This window comes from Flavobacterium sp., from assembly GCF_028689845.1.
In the GTDB taxonomy this organism is placed as follows: domain Bacteria; phylum Bacteroidota; class Bacteroidia; order Flavobacteriales; family Flavobacteriaceae; genus Flavobacterium.
Genome location: NZ_JAQVCH010000031.1, coordinates 1 through 23,509 on the forward strand (window position 1 = coordinate 1; position 23,509 = coordinate 23,509).

Below are 23,509 nucleotides of genomic sequence, written 5' to 3' on the forward strand. Positions count from 1 at the left end.
CGCAGATGGTACTGCAATTTGTGGGAGAGTATGTCGCCGCCTTCTTTTAGAAACCCTTATCATTTAGTTGGTAAGGGTTTTTTTGTGTAAAATTTTTAGAAAAAATTAGTTAAAGATGCTCCGAACAGAGAAGTTAAGCCCGCCTGCGCAGATGGTACTGCAATTTGTGGGAGAGTATGTCGCCGCCTTCTTTTAGAAACCCTTATCATTTAGTTGGTAAGGGTTTTTTTGTGTAAAATTTTTAGAAAAAATTAGTTAAAGATGCTCCGAACAGAGAAGTTAAACCCGCCTGTGCAGATGGTACTGCAATTTACTTGGTCAGTTCGCTAACCCTCGGGTGTAGCAGAGTATGTCGTCGCCTTCTTTTAGAAACCCTTATCATTTAGTTGGTAAGGGTTTTTTTGTGTAAAATTTTATCACTTGTAAAAATAGTGGTTGGATTACTAATACAGGTTTGTTGGATCGCAGAGTCGTAAAGGTTTTGGAGAGATGAAATAAGAAATTGTTAGTTTGTATCGATGACCTTTTTCACTAAAAGTATAACTAACGTTAAATCTCATAGAAGAAAGAAGTTTTCAGGCGTGCACAATGCGTGAGGGATTGCAGAGGAAAGCCCACAGTGCGGAGGAACGACAAACGAGGACTTGCAACGAAAAGCCCGACCCCGATTGGTAACTATTCCCTTTTTTTGTAACCAGTTTTTATGAATCGGGGGCACGCCCAAAAAAACACTTTTAAAACGAATAATGATTTTCTCTTGGGTAGGTTTAGAATTCTATTTAAGAGGTTATTTCTTTTCTGGCAAAAAAAGGATGGAGGCTGAATTGGTGCAAAAACGTTTTCCGGTAGTTTCTTTTGGTCCATCGTTAAAAACATGACCAAGATGTCCGCCACATTTTGAACAGAGGACTTCTACACGTGACATTCCGAAACTAAAATCATTTTGGTAAATCACAGCTCCTTTTATGGCCTGGTCAAAAGAAGGCCAGCCACAATCGGAATTAAATTTTGTTTGCGATTTAAAAAGCGGTGTTTTACAAGCCGCACAAACATAGGTTCCTTTTTGAAAATGGTCCCAATATTCACCTGAGAAAGCTCGTTCAGTTCCTTTGTTTCTTAAAATTTCAAATTGTTCAGGAGTTAATTCTGATTTCCATTCGGAATCGGTTTTTACCACTTCGAAAGTTGTCTTTTTTGCGTCTTTCTTTTGTCCTTGACAAGCAGACAAAGAAAAAAGGGTTAGTAATAGCAAAAAGCTTTTCATAAATTTATTTTTTTAAAAATTTTTCAATTGTTTCAATAACGGTTGTGTCACCTAAAATTTTTCGATGTCCTAATCCTTTTGTAATCAGTATTTCACCGTTTTTTAAATGTTTTTTTATGTGATAGGCTGCTTTTACTGGAACTTCATCATCCATTTCATCATGAATAACTAAAACTGGAATTTGGACACTTTTTGCAGCTTCAAATCCAGAATAACTGCCCATCGGTTCCCCATATTTTTTCTCAAAATGGTTTTGAATTTTGACTGCAATAATTTGTTTTAATTCCAATTTAGACACAAAATCTTCTACAATATCTTTTATAATGTCGCCACTGCCTATAATTACGGCTTTTTTCACCTGAAGGTTCTGCTTTAAAGCATTTAAAATTGACATCCCACCTAAAGAATGGCCAATAGCATATTCAAAAGGGCCAAATTCTTTGTCAATTTCGTGGATTGACGCAATGAATTCGGTCATAATAGACGAATTGCCTTTGCTTTTTCCATGAGCGGGAGCATCAAAACTTACTGTTGAATAACCCATTTCTAACAATTTGTCTGCAATTTTAACAAGTTGCGTTCCTCGTCCCGACCATCCATGAACTAATAAAACTTTTGAAGGCTTATTTCCATAATGGTAAGTCATAATTTCTTTTTTTATAGCTGGAACATAAACCAATTGTTGTTGACTTTCCTTCTCCATATGCCATTCTCTTTTGGGAATTTTATATTTCATAGGAGTTGTAAATAACTTAGCGGCAAATGAGGTGGCTAAATCTTTCGAAATTGTTTGCAATAACTTACCAGAAATGACTATTGCCTTAGGAATCCTCAAGGATTGATTGTCAGACTTCATTTTTTTTGACATTTCAATAATATTTATTGCAAGGTATAATTTAAAATTATTTTTTATAAATTTAGGGTTCATAAATATTACTTAAAATGCAGAATCAAACTCGGATTATTATTGAAAATGTCATGCCTCAATTAGATGGAGGTTCCTTTTATATCAAACGAATTGTTAATCAAAAAGTAATAGTAACTGCAGATGTCTTTTCGGATGGACATGATGTGGTTGAATGTTGTATCAAATTTAAACATGAAAAAGAGAACAAATGGAAAGAAGTTCGTTTAAGTCCTACTCAGAATGATGAATGGTCAGCTGAGTTTACGGTAGAAAAACAAGGTTTATATTCTTATTTTATTGAAGGTTGGGTTGATTATGCTCTAAATTGGCAACACGGCACAGAGCGGAAAATCAAAGACAATCAATTTGTGAAATCAGAATTACTTGAAGGTGCTGAATATTGTCAAGCTATTTTAAAGTTGGTAACTAAAGAAGAAAAAACCTTTTTAACCAAAGCAATCCATGCTTTTCAAGACGAAAAATTATACGATATAGCACTTGAAATTACTCTTTCTAAGGAATTACATCAAATTTTTAAAAACTATCCAACACGAACGTTAGCCAATCAATCAGCAGAATTACAAGTTTATGTCGACCGAAAAAAGGCATTGTTTAGTACTTGGTATGAATTTTTTCCGCGTTCAGCTTCAAATACTCCAGGTAAACACGGCACATTTAAAGATTGTGAACGATTATTGCCTCGCGTAGTAGAAATGGGTTTTGATACCTTATATTTCCCACCCATTCATCCAATTGGCGAAGTCAATCGAAAAGGGAAAAATAATGCTACTACCGCTGAAAAAGACGATGTAGGTTCGCCGTGGGGAATTGGATCACATTTTGGCGGACACCAATCGACGCATCCCGAATTGGGAACGATAGCCGATTTTAAAGCCTTGGTTAAAAAAGCTAAATCTCTAGGAATAGAAGTCGCAATGGATTATGCCCTTCAAGCTGCACCCGATCATCCGTATGTAAAAGATTTTCCGCAATGGTTTAAGTGGCGACCCGATGGAACGGTTCAATATGCCGAAAATCCACCCAAAAAATACCAAGATATTCAACCGATATATTTTGAAAGTAACGATTGGAAAAATTTATGGAAAGAATTGTTAGATGTCGCCCTATTTTGGGTTGAAGAATGCGATGTTAAGGTTTTTCGCGTAGACAATCCGCATACAAAACCCTTTTATTTTTGGGGTTGGCTAATTGCAGAGATTAAAAAGAAACATCCTGATGTTTTATTTTTGGCCGAAGCTTTTACGCGTCCGAAAATCATGCATGAATTAGCAAAACAAGGTTTTACCCAATCTTATACCTATTTTACGTGGCGAAATTCGAAAGCGGAAATGATTGAATACTTGACTGAGTTAACCCAAACGGAACAAAAAGAATTCTTTAGACCAAATTTTTGGCCCAATACGCCTGATATTTTGCCGTATTCGTTGCAAAGCGGCACAGAATCCGTATTTCTACAAAAATACTTTTTAGCGGCTACGTTGAGTTCAAGTGTGGGAATTTATGGGCCAGCTTATGAACTTTTAGTGCATCAAGCCATGCCTGGAAAAGAAGAATATTTAAATTCTGAGAAATACGAAATTTACCAATGGGATTGGGAAGTTAAAAATAAATTAACGACCATAATTTCAAAAATTAATCAGATTCGCCATCAACATGAAGCTCTTCAGCAAACTAATAATTTGAAATTTTGCATGGTTGATAACGAACAAATGATTGCCTATTATAAATATAATGATGCAAAGACCGATAATCTATTGATGATTTGTAACTTAGATCCATATTATCCTAAACAAGCTATGGTTCGATTGCCGCTGGAAGAAATTGGCAATCAACCTGTTCGTGTTTCTGATTTAATTACAGGCAACAGTTATTTGTGGGATAAGGAATGGAATTTTGTAGAATTGCATCCCGCATTACCTTTTCATTTATTTAAAATAGAGCGTTAATTATGGACACTTCAAACCAAGATACTTTTGCAGGAACTTTTGAGTTTAAAACAGAATGGAAATCCTGTTTTGAAGATGATGATTTTGTAAAAATCTTTTCTTCTGACATTTTAGAAAATTATATTATCAATAAACGTTGGTATGGTGGAAAGGCGAGTACCTTAAAATACATTGATGTGGTCGATTATTTTAAAATTACTTCTAAAAAAAACACCTATTATGGTGTTTTATTAGAGGTCAATTTTAAAGAAGCTTTTTATCAACATTATTTTATGCCATTGGCTTTTATGTCGAAAGAAGAGCTTGACACCAATACGGTTATTGCTCCCATAAAAATGGCTAACCAAGAAGGTTATTTGGTTGATGCTTTACATCAAGAAGACTTCCGTAATTTATTGTTTGATAATATTATAAAATCAAAAGAAGCTAAGGGCGAGAAATTGATTTTTCATAAAGGAAATACCATCGAATTGGAAAATTATTCTTCCTCTCGGTTCATGGGATTGGAACAAAGTAACACTTCTATAATCTACAATGACAAATATGTTTTAAAGATTTTTAGACGTATTTATGTGAGTACAAATCCAGATTATGAAATCAGTCGGTTTTTGACCGAGCGGATGAATTTTTCACATTCTCCTGCTTATACTGGAAGTATCAATTTGACCTTACCAGAAGGAAACATAACCTTGGGTTTGATGCAAGAATTGGTTGTGAATCAAGGAGATGCTTGGAAATTTATGCTAGATCAAGTAGACGGCGTTTTTGATAATTTAAAACGCAAGAAAATTAAAATCGATAAATTACCAGACATTCCGATGTTCAAACGGTTAAATATTAACGAAATTCCTCCTGAAATTATTGATTGGGTTGGGTTGAGTTTGTTTTTACGCATTCAAACAATGGCTCTTCGAACAGCAGAAATGCATATAGCATTGGGGAGTGATATTTATGAAACTGCTTTTACTCCAACCACTTACAACGGAGATTATACTGTTTGGTTAAAAAACAGAATGTTGTATCAGTTTCAAAATAGACTAAATATTATCGAAAATAGTTTACATAAATTAGATGGATTAGCTCTAGAACTAGCTCATCAATTTATGGAAAATAAAAAATTAGTGCGTAAACATTTTGTCGATTTTGATTGGACAAAAATGAAATCAGAACGCATTCGAATTCATGGCGATTACCATTTGGGTCAAGTTTTAATCAGTGGCGACGATTTTTATATTCTTGATTTTGAAGGCGAACCCGAAAGCACCATCCGCGATAGAAAAGTAAAACAGCCGCCTTTAAAAGATGTGGCTGGCATGTTTCGTTCCTTTCATTATGCCATTTATGCAACCATTTTCAATAACAAAGACAAATATCCATTTGAGCAGGAAGAGCTTTTTGCCGCAGGTGAAATTCTCTATAAATATTTCGTGGGCGTATTCTTAAAAACTTATGTCGATAAAGCTCAATCAGGTAATTTAAACATTGGCTATAACCATGAAATTGACTTTCTTTTAAAGTATTGTTTATTAGAAAAAGCTGTTTATGAATTGGGCTATGAATTGAATTCGAGACCGAGATGGGCAGTGATTCCGTTACGAGGAATTCAGAGTATTATGAATTATTAAAGATTATAAAAACCCAGTTGGGTTGAAAATAAAAAACATGAACCAAGTACAACCACATTCACTTCTTACCGATTTTGATATTGCTTTATTTAAAGCTGGAAAACATTTTAGGCTTTACGAAAAATTAGGAGCTCATCTTACGGAAGTAAAGGGTGTAAAAGGCGTTTATTTTGCCGTTTGGGCACCTTCTGCACGCTCGGTATCCGTTGTGGGCGATTTTAATTTTTGGATTCAAGGCGAACACCAACTTCATGTTCGATGGGATGCTTCAGGAATCTGGGAAGGTTTCATTCCTAACGTAGAAATGGGAAGTAAGTATAAATATAAAATTCAATCCAATAATAACGGAATCATTACTGAAAAAGCAGATCCGTTTGCGTTGTATTGTGAACATCCACCCCAAACTGCGTCTGTAATTTGGGATTTAGAATACAAATGGAAGGATAAAAAATGGATGCAAACTCGAATAGACAAAAATGGTTTAGACAAACCTTATTCGGTTTATGAAGTTCATTTGGGCTCTTGGAAACAAACTGGCGAAGAAAATCGATTTCTCACTTATGTTGAATTAGCCGATGAATTGGTCAATTATGTCAAAGAAGTTGGTTTCACACATGTTGAGTTTATGCCCGTCATGGAATATCCATATGATCCTTCATGGGGCTATCAATTGGTTGGTTATTTTGCACCAACTTCTCGTTTTGGAACGCCACAAGAGTTTATGTTTTTAGTAGATAAACTTCATCAGGCTGGAATTGGCGTAATTCTCGATTGGGTTCCGTCGCACTTTCCCGATGATGCTCACGGATTAGGATTTTTTGATGGCTCCAACCTATACGAACATCCTGACCGACGAAAGGGTTACCATCCCGATTGGAAAAGTTTGGTTTTTAATTATGGACGAAATGAAGTGCGTTCTTTCCTCATTAGCAATGCTCTTTTTTGGTTACAACACTACCATATCGATGGCTTGCGAGTAGATGCCGTGGCTTCAATGTTATATCTTGACTATTCAAGAAAAGAAGGCGAATGGGAGTCAAATATTTTTGGTGGAAGAGAAAATTTAGATACTATCAGTTTCTTAAGAGATTTTAATGAAGCAGTTTATGCCAATTATCCCGATGTGCAGACCATTGCCGAAGAAAGTACTTCTTTTCCAATGGTTTCAAGACCCACTTCAATTGGAGGGTTAGGTTTTGGCATGAAATGGATGATGGGATGGATGCATGACACCCTTCAGTATTTTCAAAAAGAACCTGTTTATAGAAAGTACCATCAAAATGAGTTGACGTTTTCGATGACTTATGCGTTTACCGAAAATTTTATGTTGCCGCTTTCACACGATGAAGTGGTTTATGGTAAACATTCCATTTTAGGGCGAATGAAAGGCGATGAATGGCAGCGTTTTGCCAATTTAAGATTATTATATGGCTATATGTTTACGCATCCTGGCGGAAAACTATTGTTTATGGGAGCCGAAATCGGTCAAAGTCGCGAATGGAATTTTGAAGGAAGTGTCGATTGGCATTTGCTTCAATTTGGTTTTCATGAGGGTATCAAAAAATGTATTACCGATTTGAATGCGTTATATAAAAATTATCCCGCCTTATATGAAAAACAATTTTCTGCAGAAGGTTTTGAATGGATAAACTATTCTGATGCTCAAAACTCAGTGCTAAGTTTTATCCGTAAAGGAAAAAATCCAAAAGAAAATCTAATTATAGTTTGCAATTTTACGCCAGTTGTTCACGAGAATTATAGAATTGGAATTCCTGTCAAAGGAAAATTGACAGAAATTTTTAATTCCGATTTAAAAGAATATGGCGGAAGCGGCGTTGGAAATCAGAAAACCATCAAAACTGACAAAGAACCATGGAACGGTAAAGATTTTTCAGCCGAACTGACTTTGCCACCACTTGGTGTTACCGTTTTTAAAATGATGTAAAACATTAAGAAATCCCTCTCCAAAAGAGGGATTTCTAATTTATTAAGAAACGCAAACGTTAGAGTTAATAAATCATCTAAAGTAAATAGTAGTACAAACAGTCAACTTTGTAAATTTGGCAACTTGACTTAATTTAAACATATGATTACAAATACAGAATTAGAACTTAAAGGAGATCAATTTCCTTCCAAAATAATTTCTTATAACCAAGATGTCGACAGTATTTATTTTTATACCGATAATAATGTAGTCTTAAAAATTACTATTCTTCGTGATAGCATGATTCGTTTTCGCTATACAACAAAAGGTTATTTTAACAAAGACTTTTCGTATGCTATTGATAAAACACAATCGCATGGATATAACGAATTGCAAGTCACCGAAAATGAAATCCATTATGTAATTACGACGAGTAAAATTGTATGTAAAATTAATAAAGCAGATGTCAAAGTTGGACTTTTTGATTTGGAAGGATTTTCAATCTTAGAAGATGAAATTGGTTTTCACTGGGAAGAAAGTTATGAATTTGGAGGGAATATCGTCAAAATGAGCAAGATTGCCAATGATGGCGAATGTTATTATGGCATGGGCGATAAGGCGACACATTTGAATTTAAAAGGAAAACGCCTAGAAAATTGGGCCACAGATCAATATGCTTTTCAAAAGGAACAAGAGCCTTTATATAAAGTTGTGCCCTTTTACATCGGATTGCATCACAACAATGCCTATGGAATCTTTTTTGACAATACGTTTCGAACCTTCTTTGATTTTTGTCATGAACGTAGAAATATTACAAGTTTTTGGGCAGAAGGAGGAGAGATGAACTATTATTTCATTTATGGGCCAAAAATGAAAGATGTGGTTACGGCTTATACGCATTTAACCGGTAAACCGGAACTTCCGCCCATGTGGACGTTGGGTTATCACCAATGTAAATGGAGTTATTATCCTGAAAGTAAAGTAAAAGAAATCACCGCAAATTTCAGAAAACTACAAATTCCGTGCGATGCTATTTATTTGGATATCGATTACATGGAAGGCTTTCGTTGTTTTACTTGGAGTAAAGATTATTTTCCTGACCCAAAACGAATGGTAGCCGAATTAGCGAAAGACGGATTTAAAACCGTTGCTATTATTGATCCTGGAATTAAAATTGATAAAGATTATTGGGTTTATCAGGAAGCATTAGAAAAAGATTATTTCTGTAAACGTGCCGATGGTCCTTATATGAAAGGAAAAGTTTGGCCTGGCGAATGTAATTTTCCAGATTATACCAATCCAGAAGTAAGAGAATGGTGGGCAGGATTATATAAAGAATTAATTTCGGATATTGGGGTAAAAGGTGTTTGGAATGATATGAATGAACCGGCCGTTATGGACGTTCCCGGAAAAACTTTTCCGATGGATGTTCGGCATGATTTTGACGGAAATCCGTGTAGTCATCGAAAAGCACATAATATTTACGGTACGCAAATGGCTCGTGCTACCTATGAAGGCGTAAAACGTTTTGCGTATCCAAAAAGACCTTTTATCATTACGCGTTCTGCCTATTCTGGAGCTCAACGTTATACTTCATCTTGGACAGGTGATAATGTGGCCTCTTGGGAGCATTTATGGATTGCTAATATTCAAATGCAACGCATGTCTATCAGTGGAATGGGGTTTACCGGTTCTGATATTGGCGGATTTGCAGAGCAACCTTCTGGCGAACTATATGCACGATGGATTCAATTAGGCGTTTTTCATCCCTTTTGTAGAACGCATTCTTCTGGCGATCATGGTGAACAAGAACCATGGTCTTTTGGAGAAGAAGTCATTGATATTACCAGAAAATTTGTGAATTTAAGGTATGAATTATTGCCTTATTTGTACACTATGTTTTGGAAATATGTCAATGAAGGCGAACCGATGCTTAAACCGTTAGTCTATTTTGATCAAGAAGATATTCAAACCTTATATAGAACAGATGAATTTATTTATGGTAACCATATTTTAGTTTGTCCAATTTTAGAACCCAATGCGGTGGGACGAAGATTGTATCTTCCAAAAGGAAATTGGTATAATTATTGGACGAACGAATGGATAGAAGGGAAAATAGAAATTTGGGTTCCTACTGCTTATGACGAAATCCCGTTGTTTATTAAAGAAGGAGCAATTATTCCTAAATATCCTGTTCAACAATATGTGGGCGAAAAAGAATTTGAAGAAATTACCTTAGAGGTTTATTTTAAATTGGGTAAGGAAAAATCGGTTCTCTATGAAGATGCGCAAGATGGGTACGATTATAATAAAGGTCGTTTTTCGTTGCGGACATTTAATTTAACAGGAAAGGAAAACGAATTAATTATTCAATTGCATAAACAAGGAGAATTTCTAACTAATTATTCTAAATTTAAAATCAATTTAATCGGATTGCCTTTTGAAATCGATTCTATTGAAATTGACAATGAAAAAGTTGATTTAGCAACCGTTTTATTAGAAAAAGGTTCTGTTTTAAAAGTTGATAAATTTTTTACAGAATTACACATTTTTGGGAAATAATTTTTTTTTGTATTTTTAACGTTTAATTTAACTGTCTTGGCTTATGAAAAGGATAATAATTTTTAGTTTATGTAGTGGTTTGGTACTTCTAATGGGATGTGCTACAAATCCACTAACAGGAAAATCAACTTTAGCTTTAGTAGATAATAGTTCGATATTTCCATCAGCATTTCAGCAATATGATTCTTTTTTAAAGGAACATAAAGTAATTTCAGGTACAGCCGATGCTAAAAAGGTCGAGCGAGTTGGTATTAAAATAAAAGAAGCTGCTCAAAAATGGCTTGCAGCCGTTGGTCAACCAAATTATTTAAAAGATTACCAATGGGAATATAAATTAGTAGAAGACAAAGCCGTAAATGCCTGGTGTATGCCTGGCGGAAAAATTGTGGTGTATACAGGTATTTTACCGATTACACAAGACGAAGCCGGTTTAGCAACAGTAATGGGACACGAAGTAGCTCACGCTTTATTAAATCATGGGCAACAACGCATGAGTGCTGGAATGTTACAACAAGCCGGTGCCGTTGGTTTAGGTGTTGCAGTTGGCGAAAAAAGTGCAGAAACTCAAGCTATTGCGATGACGGCTTATGGTGCTGGTTCCCAAATGTTTGGGATGTTACCGTTTAGCAGAAGCCATGAAAGTGAAGCGGATAAAATTGGATTGATATTGATGTCTATTGCAGGCTATAATCCGGAAGCTTCGGTTCCTTTTTGGGAGCGAATGGGTGGAGCAGGAGGTCAATCGCCACCTGAATTTATGAGTACACACCCGTCACATGACACGCGAGTTTCCAATTTAAAAAAATGGATTCCAGAAGCCAAAAAAGAAGCCACTAAATATGGCGTTATCTTTAAGTAATTTTTTTAATTATAAAAGCTGTTCTATTTTGGACAGCTTTTTTTATGATTTAATTTTAAAAATATGAAAACACTCCAAAAGGGAAGTAAAAAATTAATGAATGCCTGGGCGTTTTATGATTGGGCCAATTCGGTTTATCCGTTAGTGATTTCATCTTCAATTTTTCCATTATATTATGGATTTTTATTTCCAAAAGATAATCCAAATGTGCTTTTTTTAGGATTTGAATTAAAGAACACCGCCTTAATCAGCTTTGTTACGGCATTTGCTTTTTTGTGTGTCGCTGTTTTTTCTCCTATTCTATCTGGAATAGCCGATTTTGCTGGGAATAAAAAACGATTCATGCAATTTTTCTGTTATCTAGGAGCCTTGTCTTGTATCGGAATGTATTGGTTTACTGTTGAAAATATCTATTTTGGAATTACTTGTTTTTTCTTTGGTTTAATTGGCTTTTGGGGAAGTTTAGTTTTTTATAATTCCTATTTACCAGACATTGCCTTTAAAGAACAACAAGATAGCTTGAGTGCAAGAGGCTATTCTTATGGCTATATTGGCAGCGTAATTTTACTTATTATTAATTTGGCCATGATTTTAGGCAAAGACGGCGAAGAAGCCTTACATGCAATGCGAATGGCTTTTGCAATGACTGGGATTTGGTGGATCTTATTTGCTCAATATGCTTTTTATTATTTACCAAAAGGAAATAAAAATGCCGATAAAATAACGAAAGATGTTATTTTAAACGGATTTAAAGAACTCCAAAAAGTACAATCGTATCTGCAACAAAATCTAAGTTTATACCGTTATTTAACTGCTTTTTTTGTCTACAGTATGGCGGTGCAAACTGTGATGTTGGTGGCTACTTATTTTGGTGAACAAGAAATTAACTGGGCTACCGATGGCGAAAAAACGACGGGTTTAATTATTAGTATTTTAGTCATTCAATTGGTGGCTGTTGTAGGAGCAACTTTGACTTCTAAAGCATCTGAAAAGTTTGGAAATATCCCAACCTTATTAGTTATAAACGCTATTTGGGCAATTATTTGTGTATTTGCTTATTTCGTAACCGAACCGATTCATTTTTACGCCACTGCTGGATTTGTAGGCTTGGTCATGGGCGGAATTCAAGCCTTGTCACGTTCCACCTATTCTAAATTTCTTCCTAAAACCGATGATACCACTTCTTTTTTTAGTTTTTATGATGTAGCCGAAAAAATTGGAATTGTTGTTGGAATGGCGATTTATGGATTGATTGATCAAATTACTGGAAGTATGCGCAATGCCATTGTTTTTTTAACGGTATTTTTTGTAATCGGTTTTTTATTATTGTTACGAGTTCCTAAAAACAAAACTTCCGAAGTGGTTTAGACTTCGGAAGTTTATTTTTTAATCCATTTTAATGGTTCCTGAACCAGTTACTTTTGTGTCTTGTTTCTTTGGATTTCCTCTGTATTTGATGTCGCCAGAGCCTGAAACGTAGGCTTCAATGCGTTCGCTACAGCTAACTTCAATATCTCCAGAACCAGCAACCGATGCTTTTGCATTTTCTGCTAAAACGTCAAAAGCTTCAATATCACCAGAACCCGCTACAGTAGCTTCAACCGTTTTGGCTTTCCCTTTTAATTCAATATCGCCAGAACCTGATAAAGTAGCAACAAGCATCTCACAATTAATATTCAATTTAATATCACCAGAGCCTACTAAATCTATATTAAACCTGCTACTTCGCAATTCAGCAGACGATACAATGTCACCTGAACCGGCCAACTTTATGGATGAAATTTCCTCTATTGGCACAATGATTTCAATTCTTTGCCCTTTTGCTGAAGTAAGATTAAATCCTTTTTTAGTTCGAATCGCTAATTCTTTATTTTCAACAGAAATCGAAATGTAATCCAATAAATTTTCTTGAGCTTTCATAATAATTTTCCCTTCTGTTCCTTTAATTAAACTAACATAAAAGGAACCCGTTACAGAAACGCCTTCGTAGGAATTAGTGTTGATTTCTTTGGTCATAACAGGACCAGTTCCTTTGATCGTTTTAGATTTCCATTGCCCAAAGGCATGGCTTACGAAACATAAACAACTTAAAATGATGATTTTTTTCATGATGAAATAATGAGTTAATGATTAGTTTTGAATTAGGTTAATATTGCCATAATGCGACGAAATGGTGAGTTGGTTTACCCCGCTTTTTTTGTAAAATCCTTTGTATGAATTAGTATTTTGTGTCTGAATTTTGGAGCTGTACGTCAAATCGGCATTGTTTTTAAACGTTCCATATTTTGTGGTAATGATAAAGTCAAAATAATAAGATGAAGGATGGTTGATTTTAATATTTGTATAGCCTGCATCAATTACAATATCTTTTGCCTTATCCGAAATAGCGGCTATAGTCAAGTTACTATAATTGGTTGCTATTTTTAAATTTTGCAAAACTTCATTAATTTTAATGGTTAAATAATTTCCTTTTCCGTCCACGTTTTCCACTTTTCCTAGGTTTATTTTGCCGTAATTACTTTGATATGTCAAGTTCTTTCCGTTTGGAAAATTGAGGTCAGTATAACTTGAATTTAGATTTAAAACGTTATAATTCTGAATCGATAAACCCGAATATTTGGCCTGAATATCCGCTTTATTTATAGATTCAATAGTGGAATCTGGACAATAATCAATTTTTATTGAATTGGATGAATTCTTTAAGTTTCCAAGTGAAATTCTACCATATTTACAAGTGATATCCGCTTTTCCAGTCAAATCACGCAAGACAATATTACCGTACTTATTATCTAATTTTACACTTCCATTTTTAGGAATTTTAATGGTATAATTAATTTCCATACTCGTATTCTTTCCATAAGAATTATTGGAGTTAATGAATGTTTCTGCAGCATACAAACTATTACTTCCGCTAAAATCAACACTAATAGAAGCTAATTTTTGGTCAACCCATTTTTCTGAATCGCCACTCACGGTTATCACAACTTCAATACTAATCTTATCTTCATCCCAGGTGGTAATCATCAAATTTCCATATTTGTTTTTTACGGATAGGGTAGCGTCAGCATTAACAGCAACAGTTTTTTGCTGTGTTTTTTCTTTGGTGTGTTTTCCATTGTGATTTGTTGCAAAAACAACGGAAGTTCCAATGAAAAAGAATACTAATTTAAAAAGAATTTTCATGTTGTATAATTTGTTGGTGATTGATGATTTCAATTTTTTGGATAATCAATTCTAAAAAGGAGATTCTTGTTTGAAAGTTTAGAATCATCGCATGAAGCAATTGCTTAGTATCGCCATTTTTTTGAAGCTCACTCATGATTTTTTGATAATCCGCATCAAAAACGGCCATTTGTTTAAGAGCATCTTCTATAATTGGTTTGGTTTCTTCGGTTTGATTGGTTTGAAGTTGGGCTAACTCTTTCTGTATAACCGACATGAAATAATCATGGGTTTCTTTGGTTTGAATGGAAGCATTTTGCCATTCTGAGGGCTGAATTTCAGTCTTTGGTTGAAATAAATAAACCATTCCAACCAAAAAGAGGAGCGAAGCTGCAATCGTAAAAGGGAGCCACATCCTTTTCTTGCTAGGTTTCTTGTTGTGTTTCAACTTTTGCAAAAAACGTTCCTCATGACCAAGCAAAGGGCTTTGTTCATCTAATTGGGTTTGAAGTTGTTCAAAAAAAACTTCTAGTTGGTCGTTATGCTTTTTCATTTTTTCTCGTTTCCAGTTTTTTCTTTAGTTGTTCTTTTGCTCTACTGTATTGCGTTCTGCAATTGGCATAGCTAATGTTTAAAATAGCACTTACTTCTTCATAATCATAGCCTTCAATCAACATTAAGGTCAAGATAATTCGGTAATTTTCTTTTAAGGATTGCAAAGCCAATAGCACTTCCTTTACTTTTAATTGTGAATAATCCGTTTCAATGGTTGGTTCCTCAACTATTTTAAAAGAGACATCTTCAAAATCATCCCATTGATAACGATTGTTTTTCTTTTGAAAATCAATGCTATAATTTATAATTATTCGTTTAAGCCAAGCACCAAATGTGACTTCATTTTTAAAATCATTTATTTTTAGAAAAGCTTTTAAAAAACCTTCTTGCATGACGTCTTCAGCAAAATATTCGTCTTTCACAATTCGGTAGGCTATCGCATACATCGCTTGACTATAGCGGCGATACACTTCAAATTGAGCGGCTTGATTTTGTTGTTGACAGCTTAAAATTAACTGCTCTATAGGTTGATTTTCTACTTGCAAAGAGAATGTTGATTTAATGAAAAGACCTTTGTTTTTTTTAAATGTTACAGTTTTGTAAAAATATATTTTAAAATCGTATGGTTGGTGTTTACAAATTTTTATATTTGAAAACTTAATCTATCCCTACTATGAAAAAAATAATTTCTATCGTTTTAGTCTTATGGCTAAGCGTTTTTTCGCTTTCTTCTTGCACAAGTGATTTTGAACCGGTTGATCCAGCGGTACAAGTTCCAGATGAAACACCTGACGATAACGGAAATTCTACTGGAGATTATTGGCCAATGGCACTAAATAATCAATGGATATATAAACTAAATGGCGTTTCTCAAGATCCAATGAAGATTGTTTCTACAGAAAGCATTGATGGAAAAAGTTATTTTAAATATGAAAATTTTATTGGCTCTTCTACTGCTGGAAGCGGTTTTATAGGCACTACTTTAACACGTAAAACAAATGGAGTTTACTATGTTAGGGTTTCAGCCGTGATTCCGGGTACACCAACCATTACCGTTTCTCCACTTGAATTTATTATTTTAAAAGATTATTTAGAAGTAAATCAAATGTGGTCTCAAAACCTATCGCAAACCACAACAATAGAAGGTCAAACTCCAATTGTTACCGCAGTGGAAATTGCTGGAAAAATCTTGGAAAGAAATGTTTCGCTTACTGTTGGAACGGTTGCCTTTACAAATGTTATTCATACAGAAGTTATTCAAACAACGCAAGGAACAATCAATAAAAATGAATATTGGTTTTCAAAAGACATTGGTTTGATAAAATACAAAAACAGTATTGAAGGTTCTTTAAATAATGAATATGAAATTCAGTCCTATCAATTAAATTAATTGTTCTAAAATCCTTTTTTCACTTCACTTTAATGGCATAACTTTTGTCTAGTTAAGTGGGATAGAGTGTATTTCAACGGATTTAAAGCCTTTGATGGTTTGAAAATCAACGAGATGATTTATATTTGATACCATTTATTTTTATTTAATAACTGACAAATTGCCTAAAATATACCTATGTCAAACCACAATATCTCAATTATTGACAAATTGTCATTACACGATTTTGATTCAGAAGCTGATTTAATACCACTTTTAACTCCCGAAGATGAGGAAGAAATGGCCAACGAAGAATTACCTAATTCTTTAGCAATTTTACCACTCAGAAACACGGTGCTTTTTCCAGGTGTTGTGATTCCGATTACCGCTGGTAGAGATAAATCAATTAAACTGATTAATGATGCCAATGCAGCCGGAAAAGTAATTGGCGTAGTTGCTCAAATAGATGAAGAAATAGAAGATCCTACGCGGGATGATATTCACAAAATTGGAACAGTTGCCCAAATTCTACGCGTTTTAAAAATGCCTGATGGAAACATTACCGTTATCCTTCAAGGAAAAAAGCGTTTTGAAATTAGCAAAGTAATTTCAGAAGAGCCTTATTTGAATGCTCTAGTGAAAGAAGTTCCAGAAAAAAGACCGAGTAAAACGGATACCGAGTTTGGAGCAATCATCGAATCGACTAAAGAAATGGCTATTCGGATTATAAAAGAAAGTCCGAATATTCCAACCGAAGCTACTTTTGCCATCAAAAACATTGAAAGTCAATCCTTTCTAATCAATTTTGTTTCTTCCAATATGAATTTGGATGTTCAGGAAAAACAGAATTTATTGTCGATGAATGTTTTAAAAGAACGAGCCTTAGCAACGCTTCGTTATATGAATACCGAATTGCAAAAATTAGAATTGCGAAACGATATTCAGTCCAAAGTACGTGTCGATTTAGACCAGCAACAACGCGAATATTTCTTGCACCAACAAATGAAAACCATTCAAGAAGAATTGGGTGGCGTTTCCTATGATCAAGAAATTGATGAAATGCGAATAAAAGCCAAATCTAAAAAATGGGACGAGAATACCGAAAAACATTTTGAAAAAGAAATCTCTAAATTGCAACGAACCAATCCGCAATCACCCGATTTTGGTATACTTCGTAATTATTTAGAATTATTTTTAGAATTGCCTTGGAATCATTTTTCCAAAGATAATTTTGATTTAAAAAGAGCTCAAAAAATATTAGATAATGACCATTTCGGGTTAGAAGAAGTTAAAAAACGGATTATAGAGCATTTAGCCGTTTTAAAATTGCGAAATGATATGAAATCGCCAATAATCTGTTTGACAGGACCTCCAGGAGTTGGAAAAACTTCAATCGGAAAGTCGATTGCTAAGGCATTGGGAAGAGAATATATTCGGATGTCGTTAGGTGGTTTGCGTGATGAAGCAGAAATTCGCGGTCATCGTAAAACCTATATTGGTGCGATGCCCGGACGAATTTTACAAAATTTAAAGAAAGCGGGGACTTCCAATCCAGTTTTTGTTTTAGACGAAATTGATAAATTATCAGTAAGTCATTCAGGCGATCCATCTTCAGCATTATTAGAAGTGCTTGATCCTGAACAAAACAGTGAGTTTTATGACAATTTCTTAGAAATGGGATATGACTTATCAAAAGTCATGTTTATTGCCACTTCCAATACGATGTCGACCATTCAACCGGCTTTAAAAGATAGGATGGAAGTGATTAAAATGACTGGCTATACCATTGAAGAAAAAGTAGAGATTGCTCGTCAACATTTATTTCCAAAGCAATTAAAGGAACATGGTTTAGCATTAAAGCAATTAACCATTGGCAAACGACAGTTAGAAAAAATAATCGAAGGCTATACACGAGAATCAGGCGTAAGGGCGTTAGAACATAAGTTAGCTCAAGTGATTCGCCAAGCAGCAAAATCCGTGGCGATGGAGGAAGAATACAACCTAAAAGTCACCGATGAAGATATTATAAAAACACTTGGAGCACCTCGTTTAGAACGCGATAAATCTGAAGGAAATGAAGTGGCTGGTGTAGTAACTGGTTTAGCCTGGACAAGTGTTGGTGGAGATATTTTATTTATTGAATCCTTGATTTCCAAAGGAAAAGGAACGCTTACCTTAACTGGTAATTTAGGTATTGTAATGAAAGAATCGGCTACCATTGCAATGGAATTTATCAAATCGAATGCAGAGATGTTTGGCATTTCGCAAGACGTTTTGCAAAATTATAATATTCATATTCACGTTCCAGAAGGTGCAACTCCCAAAGACGGTCCGAGTGCTGGAATTGCCATGTTAACCTCGCTGGTTTCTGTTCTCACTCAAAAACGGATTAAGAAAAGTTTGGCCATGACTGGTGAAATTACCTTACGTGGAAAAGTGCTTCCGGTGGGCGGAATTAAAGAAAAGATTTTAGCTGCCAAACGAGCTAATATTAAAGAAATAATACTTTGTACTGAAAATAAATACGATATCGATGAAATTAATCCAACCTATTTAGAAGGATTGACTTTTCATTATGTCAAAGATATGCGAGAAGTGATAGAATTAGCGATCACCAATCAGAAAGTGAAGAATGCTAAAACCTTGTAGTTTTTAGACTTATTTTAAAGTTGGTGCTCAAAAGCACCAACTTTTTTATTGTTTTTTATCTAAATTTACTATTCAAAAAAATAATATCTTCGCATCTTCGTTATACTTTAGCTAACAGCATTACATAAAAATGTTTAAAAAACCTTTACTCTTACTTTTTGTTCTTTTTTGTACTGTGGGTTACAGTCAAATTGGCGGACAATCTGTATATCAGTTTTTAAACCTTGTAACTTCTCCACGTCAAGCTGCTTTAGGCGGAAAAATCATTACTAATTTTGATTATGATGTCAATGCTGCTCTTTTTAATCCGGCCAGTATAAATCAGGAAATGCACAATCACTTGTCTGTTAATTATGCCAATTATTATGGGGAAGTAACTTATGGAACTGCTTCTTATGCTTATACCTACGACCGTCATTTGCAAACTTTTCATGCAGGAGTGAATTATGTAAATTATGGCGATTTTGAAGGAAGAGATGAAAATGGTGAATTGACTTCAGATTTTACTGGAAGTGAAGTTGCACTTTCATTTGGCTATTCCTATAATATTCCGTTTAGTAATTTTTATGTTGGAGCTAATGCTAAATTAATCACTTCAACTTTAGAAAGCTATTCTTCTTTTGGTGGAGCCATCGATTTGGGTGCAATTTACATTGATGATTATAATGATATTAATTATGCACTGGTTATTCGTAATGTAGGAACTCAATTCACTACTTATGCAGGAACACAAGAAAAATTACCGCTAGAAATTATCGCTGGAATTTCACAAGAAGTTGAAAATGTTCCAATTCGTTGGCATATTACACTCGAAAATTTACAACAATGGAATGTCGCTTTTTCCAATCCAGCTCGAGCTCAAGGTTCATTAGATGGAGGGAATCAAGAAGAAAAAGTTTCTTTTTTTAATAATGCTTTACGGCATTTATTATTGGGAGCCGAATTTTTTCCCGGAAAACCATTTAATATTCGCGTAGGTTATAATTTTAGAAGAAGTGAAGAATTACGAATTGAAGATAAACGCCATTTTTCAGGAATTTCTGCTGGATTTAGTTTGCGGTTTAATCGAATTCGATTTGACTATTCCTACTCAAGATATACACTTGCAGCCAATACAAGTTTATTTGGCTTGACTTTAAATTTACAATAATTGATTGCGTTTTAACGTGATTTACAGCGTATGAAAAAAATTACCATTGCCATTGACGGATATTCTTCTACTGGAAAAAGCACGTTAGCGAAACAGTTGGCTCACCATTTGGGTTACGTTTATGTTGATTCAGGTGCGATGTACCGAGCGGTTACCTTTTATGCCATGCAACAGCAGTTGGTTGCTGAAGATTTTTTAGATTCCACGGAATTAATCAAACAATTACCTAAGATAAAGCTTCATTTTCAATTTAATCCTGCTGTTGGTTTTGCCGAAATGTATTTGAATGGCGTCAATATTGAAAATGAAATCCGAACCATTGACGTTTCTCGTTTAGTCAGTATCATTGCTGAAATTTCTGAAGTACGAACTAAATTAGTAGAGCAGCAACAAGAATTTGGTCGTGAAAAGGGGGTTGTGATGGATGGCCGTGATATTGGAACTGTTGTTTTTCCAGAAGCCGAGTTAAAATTATTCATGACCGCCACCAGTCATACACGGGCCAAACGTCGACACGATGAATTGATTGAAAAAGGGCAGAAGGTGAGTTATGAAGAAGTGTTGCAAAATGTAGAAGAACGTGATTATATCGATACGCATCGGGCTGATTCTCCTTTAGTGAAGGCCAAAGACGCTATCGAAATTGATAATTCTATTTTGACCAAACAAGAACAGTTTGATTTGGTTTTAGATTTGATTCATAAATTTTATTCTACTTAAAAATCTATTTGCTATCACTTTCGTTGATAGAACAATCAATTTTTACATTCTCTTTAACTTTCGTTTAAAGGATTTAATTGTATTTTTGAGATTAGAAAAGTTGAACTATGAAAATCGTACTATCTCCAGCCAAATCGTTAAATTTTGAAACGCAATTGCCTACAAAAGCGTTTACTGAGCCAATTTTTTTAAAAGAAGCTACTACTATCCAAAAAACCTTAAAAAAACAAAGTCCCAAAAAGTTAATGGGTTTAATGGCTATTTCTGAAAAGTTAGCCGATTTAAATTGGGAACGCAACCAAGTTTGGGAAACCCCTTTTACATCAGAAAATGCCCGACCCGCTATTTTTGCTTTTGACGGAGATGTCTATACAGGTTTGGATGCATATACGCTTTCAATAGATAAATTAGCCGATTTACAAGACAAACTTCGAATTCTTTCTGGTTTGTATGGATTATTGAAACCGTTAGATTTAATGCAAGCCTATCGCTTAGAAATGGGGACTTCGATAAAAATAGGAACGAAAAAGAACTTATATGAGTTTTGGAAAAAAACAATCACTAAAACCTTAAATGACGAATTAAAAAAAGACGAATTATTCCTGAATTTGGCCAGTAACGAATATTTTAGTGCGATTGATATAAAATCGTTAAAAGTTCCCGTCATTACGCCCGAATTCAAAGACTACAAAGATGGAAAATTGAAAATGATTAGTTTTTTTGCCAAAAAAGCAAGAGGGATGATGGTGCGTTATATCATTGATAATAAGGCAGAAACGATGGACGATTTAAAAGGATTCAATTATGAAGGGTACGCTTTTGACACGAATTTGAGTAAGGGTAATACGTTGGTTTTTACGAGGTAGAATTTTTATCCCATAATAAACCTTTTTAAATTTGCTCTACCCAATTTTTAATGATGGCCATGCCATGAGGCGTTAAAATACTTTCTGGATGAAATTGTACGGCGTTCAGTTTAAAATCCCGATGCGTGATTGCCATGATTTGATTAGCCTCATCAACAGCTGTAACTTTTAAAACTTCGGGTAATGAAGAAGGCTCAATGACCCATGAATGGTATCGTCCAACATTTATTTTTTCTGGTATATTTTGAAAAAGTAAATCGCTTTTATCGGTGATGGTAATTTCCGTAGAAACACCATGGTAGACTTTCTGTAAATTGTTGAGTTTGGCTCCATATACTTCGCCAATCGCTTGCAAACCCAAACAAATACCCAGAATTGGTTTTTTTTGTACATAGGTTCGAATTACCTCTAACAATAAGCCTGCTTCTTTTGGTAAACCAGGCCCTGGCGATAAGAGAATTTTATCGTAAGGCTCTAGTTCTTTTAAATCCAATTCATCATTTCGAAATACGTCAACGGAGCAATCTAATGCTTCTAAATAATGAACTAAATTAAATGTGAAACTATCATAATTATCAATAACCGCAATTTTTTTCATAATCAATTTAAAGTGTAAAAATACAAACTTTTAAAGTTACACCTAAAAAAACCTGATACTTTCGTATCAGGTTTGTAGCAATTTTCCCCAACTGAATTAATAATTCAAGATAATGTTTAATTCAAAATCATCATCAATAGCTTTGTCTCCTAGATTATCAAAAAAGCTTCCTGAACCATATTTAATATCGTATTTTGTACGGTTTATTTTGAGTGAAGTTCGAGCAGAACCAGCTCCTAAAGCAATATCAAACTTGACAGGTTCTGTAATTCCTTTAATTGTTAAATCGGCTGTGACAGCATAAATATCACTTCCTTTCGCTCCAATTGATTTGAATTCTAAGGTTGCAGTATTAAATTTATCAACCCCAAAGAAATCAGCCGATTTTAAGTGACCTTCTAATTTTTCTTTGCCTTTTCCTGCTTCTAAATCTTTTACTAAAATAGAAGTCATGTCTACTTCAAAAGAACCTCCTTTTAATTTATCTCCTTCAAAAACCAATGTACCAGATGAAAAATTAATTGTTCCATCATGTTGACCAGTTACTTTTTTACCAACCCACTTAATGGTGCTTTTTTCAATATTTATTTTTTTGTTTTGAGCGGTAAGTCCAATTGAACTCAATGCAATTACGAAAGCTAAGGTTGCTGTTTTGAAATTTCTCATGTTTTTCTTGTTTTAATTGTTAGATTTATAGATTGATAAATAATTCTTTTTCTGATTTACGCACTTTGGCGTAATGTTGTGTGGCATCGTCTGCATGTCGGTAACCAACGGTTGCAATTAATGATGCGTTTAAACCCATTTCAGTCAATCCTAAGATTTCATTCACGGCTTTTGGATCAAAACCTTCCATTGGAGTAACGTCTATTTTTAATTCGGCAGCAGCGTTTAATAAATTTGCCAACGCTAAATAGGTTTGTTTTGAAGTCCAATTATTGCGGGTTTCTTCTGGTAATTCTATGATTTTTAACTTCATAAAATCACCATATGGTTTTATGTTTTCAATATTGATTCTTCTAGTTTCTGCCAAGTTTCTCAAATAGCTTTCAATTTCTTCCTCACCAAAGTTAAGCATATTTGCAAATACTATGACATGCGAAGCATCAACAATTTGAGATTGTCCCCACGCAACAGGTTGTATTTTAGCTCTTATTTCTTGATTTTCAATGATAAAAACTTTATAGGGCTGTAAACCGTATGAAGAAGTGCTTAGTTGAATTGCCTCTTTTAAAATTGCTAAATCTTTTGAGTTTATTTTTTTTGAAGAATCAAATTTTTTGGTTGCATACCGCCATTTTTGATTAGATATAAAATCGTTCATCTATACTG

At 34.4% G+C, this 23,509-nt stretch carries 20 protein-coding genes; 11 read left to right on the top strand and 9 right to left on the bottom strand.

Annotated elements, in window-relative coordinates; all coding sequences use genetic code 11:
• Window positions 1-787 precede the first annotated feature (787 nt).
• Window positions 788-1,264, bottom strand: a complete 477-nt coding sequence (gene msrB / locus PHR76_RS10880; protein WP_300062335.1) for a peptide-methionine (R)-S-oxide reductase MsrB — start codon at window positions 1,262-1,264, stop codon at window positions 788-790.
• A 4-nt stretch (window positions 1,265-1,268) separates the two neighbouring features.
• The gene (locus PHR76_RS10885) at window positions 1,269-2,132 is read right to left on the bottom strand and encodes an alpha/beta hydrolase (RefSeq protein ID WP_300062338.1); all 864 of its coding nucleotides are present in this window, start codon (window positions 2,130-2,132) and stop codon (window positions 1,269-1,271) included.
• Between the two features lie 74 nt (window positions 2,133-2,206).
• Here PHR76_RS10885 and PHR76_RS10890 point away from each other — a divergent pair, with 74 nt between their 5' ends.
• From PHR76_RS10890 to PHR76_RS10915, 6 genes are all read left to right on the top strand, one after another.
• Window positions 2,207-4,138: an alpha-1,4-glucan--maltose-1-phosphate maltosyltransferase gene (locus tag PHR76_RS10890; protein WP_300062341.1), complete on the top strand. Its 1,932-nt coding sequence runs from the start codon at window positions 2,207-2,209 to the stop codon at window positions 4,136-4,138.
• A gap of 2 nt (window positions 4,139-4,140) precedes the next feature.
• The gene (locus tag PHR76_RS10895) at window positions 4,141-5,763 is read left to right on the top strand and encodes a trehalose synthase (RefSeq protein ID WP_300062344.1); all 1,623 of its coding nucleotides are present in this window, start codon (window positions 4,141-4,143) and stop codon (window positions 5,761-5,763) included.
• A 37-nt stretch (window positions 5,764-5,800) separates the two neighbouring features.
• Complete coding sequence (gene glgB, locus PHR76_RS10900; RefSeq protein WP_300062347.1) at window positions 5,801-7,708, top strand: 1,4-alpha-glucan branching protein GlgB; 1,908 nt, start codon at window positions 5,801-5,803, stop codon at window positions 7,706-7,708.
• Between the two features lie 141 nt (window positions 7,709-7,849).
• Window positions 7,850-10,249: a glycoside hydrolase family 31 protein gene (locus PHR76_RS10905; RefSeq protein WP_300062350.1), complete on the top strand. Its 2,400-nt coding sequence runs from the start codon at window positions 7,850-7,852 to the stop codon at window positions 10,247-10,249.
• Between the two features lie 43 nt (window positions 10,250-10,292).
• On the top strand, window positions 10,293-11,108 hold the full coding sequence (locus tag PHR76_RS10910; RefSeq protein WP_300062353.1) for a M48 family metallopeptidase: 816 nt from the start codon (window positions 10,293-10,295) through the stop codon (window positions 11,106-11,108).
• Between the two features lie 63 nt (window positions 11,109-11,171).
• On the top strand, window positions 11,172-12,476 hold the full coding sequence (locus PHR76_RS10915) for an MFS transporter (protein WP_300062356.1): 1,305 nt from the start codon (window positions 11,172-11,174) through the stop codon (window positions 12,474-12,476).
• Between the two features lie 18 nt (window positions 12,477-12,494).
• On the opposite strand, the gene PHR76_RS10920 is transcribed toward PHR76_RS10915, so the two are convergent.
• Genes PHR76_RS10920 through PHR76_RS10935 form a run of 4 tightly spaced genes read right to left on the bottom strand, consistent with a single transcriptional unit; the run spans window position 12,495 to window position 15,370 of the window.
• Window positions 12,495-13,217: a head GIN domain-containing protein gene (locus tag PHR76_RS10920; protein WP_300062359.1), complete on the bottom strand. Its 723-nt coding sequence runs from the start codon at window positions 13,215-13,217 to the stop codon at window positions 12,495-12,497.
• A 21-nt stretch (window positions 13,218-13,238) separates the two neighbouring features.
• A complete protein-coding gene (locus tag PHR76_RS10925; protein WP_300062362.1) occupies window positions 13,239-14,291 on the bottom strand; it encodes a hypothetical protein in 1,053 nt (350 codons plus the stop codon).
• Window positions 14,275-14,823: an anti-sigma factor gene (locus tag PHR76_RS10930; protein ID WP_300062365.1), complete on the bottom strand. Its 549-nt coding sequence runs from the start codon at window positions 14,821-14,823 to the stop codon at window positions 14,275-14,277. Before PHR76_RS10930 ends, PHR76_RS10925 begins: the two co-directional genes overlap by 17 nt.
• Window positions 14,810-15,370, bottom strand: coding sequence for a sigma-70 family RNA polymerase sigma factor (locus PHR76_RS10935; RefSeq protein WP_300062367.1), 561 nt, complete (start codon window positions 15,368-15,370; stop codon window positions 14,810-14,812). Before PHR76_RS10935 ends, PHR76_RS10930 begins: the two co-directional genes overlap by 14 nt.
• Window positions 15,371-15,498: 128 nt before the next feature.
• On the opposite strand from PHR76_RS10935, the gene PHR76_RS10940 reads away from it, so the two are divergent.
• The 5 genes from PHR76_RS10940 (at window position 15,499) to yaaA (ending at window position 21,579) form a co-directional block, all read left to right on the top strand.
• On the top strand, window positions 15,499-16,215 hold the full coding sequence (locus PHR76_RS10940) for a hypothetical protein (protein WP_300062370.1): 717 nt from the start codon (window positions 15,499-15,501) through the stop codon (window positions 16,213-16,215).
• A gap of 177 nt (window positions 16,216-16,392) precedes the next feature.
• Window positions 16,393-18,843, top strand: coding sequence for an endopeptidase La (gene lon / locus PHR76_RS10945; protein ID WP_300062373.1), 2,451 nt, complete (start codon window positions 16,393-16,395; stop codon window positions 18,841-18,843).
• Between the two features lie 130 nt (window positions 18,844-18,973).
• Window positions 18,974-19,993: a type IX secretion system protein PorQ gene (gene porQ / locus PHR76_RS10950; RefSeq protein WP_300062376.1), complete on the top strand. Its 1,020-nt coding sequence runs from the start codon at window positions 18,974-18,976 to the stop codon at window positions 19,991-19,993.
• 30 nt (window positions 19,994-20,023) lie between these two features.
• Window positions 20,024-20,713, top strand: coding sequence for a (d)CMP kinase (gene cmk / locus PHR76_RS10955; protein ID WP_300062379.1), 690 nt, complete (start codon window positions 20,024-20,026; stop codon window positions 20,711-20,713).
• A gap of 107 nt (window positions 20,714-20,820) precedes the next feature.
• Entirely contained in the window at window positions 20,821-21,579 is a 759-nt protein-coding gene (yaaA, locus tag PHR76_RS10960) for a peroxide stress protein YaaA (RefSeq protein WP_300062382.1), read from the top strand.
• Window positions 21,580-21,604: 25 nt separating this feature from the next.
• Here yaaA and PHR76_RS10965 read toward each other — a convergent pair whose 3' ends face one another.
• The 3 genes from PHR76_RS10965 to PHR76_RS10975 form a co-directional block, all read right to left on the bottom strand.
• On the bottom strand, window positions 21,605-22,177 hold the full coding sequence (locus PHR76_RS10965) for an aminodeoxychorismate/anthranilate synthase component II (protein WP_300062385.1): 573 nt from the start codon (window positions 22,175-22,177) through the stop codon (window positions 21,605-21,607).
• A 96-nt stretch (window positions 22,178-22,273) separates the two neighbouring features.
• Window positions 22,274-22,843, bottom strand: a complete 570-nt coding sequence (locus PHR76_RS10970; protein WP_300062387.1) for a YceI family protein — start codon at window positions 22,841-22,843, stop codon at window positions 22,274-22,276.
• A gap of 25 nt (window positions 22,844-22,868) precedes the next feature.
• The gene (locus tag PHR76_RS10975; protein ID WP_300062390.1) at window positions 22,869-23,501 is read right to left on the bottom strand and encodes an NAD(P)H-dependent oxidoreductase; all 633 of its coding nucleotides are present in this window, start codon (window positions 23,499-23,501) and stop codon (window positions 22,869-22,871) included.
• Between the last annotated feature and the right edge of the window lie 8 nt (window positions 23,502-23,509).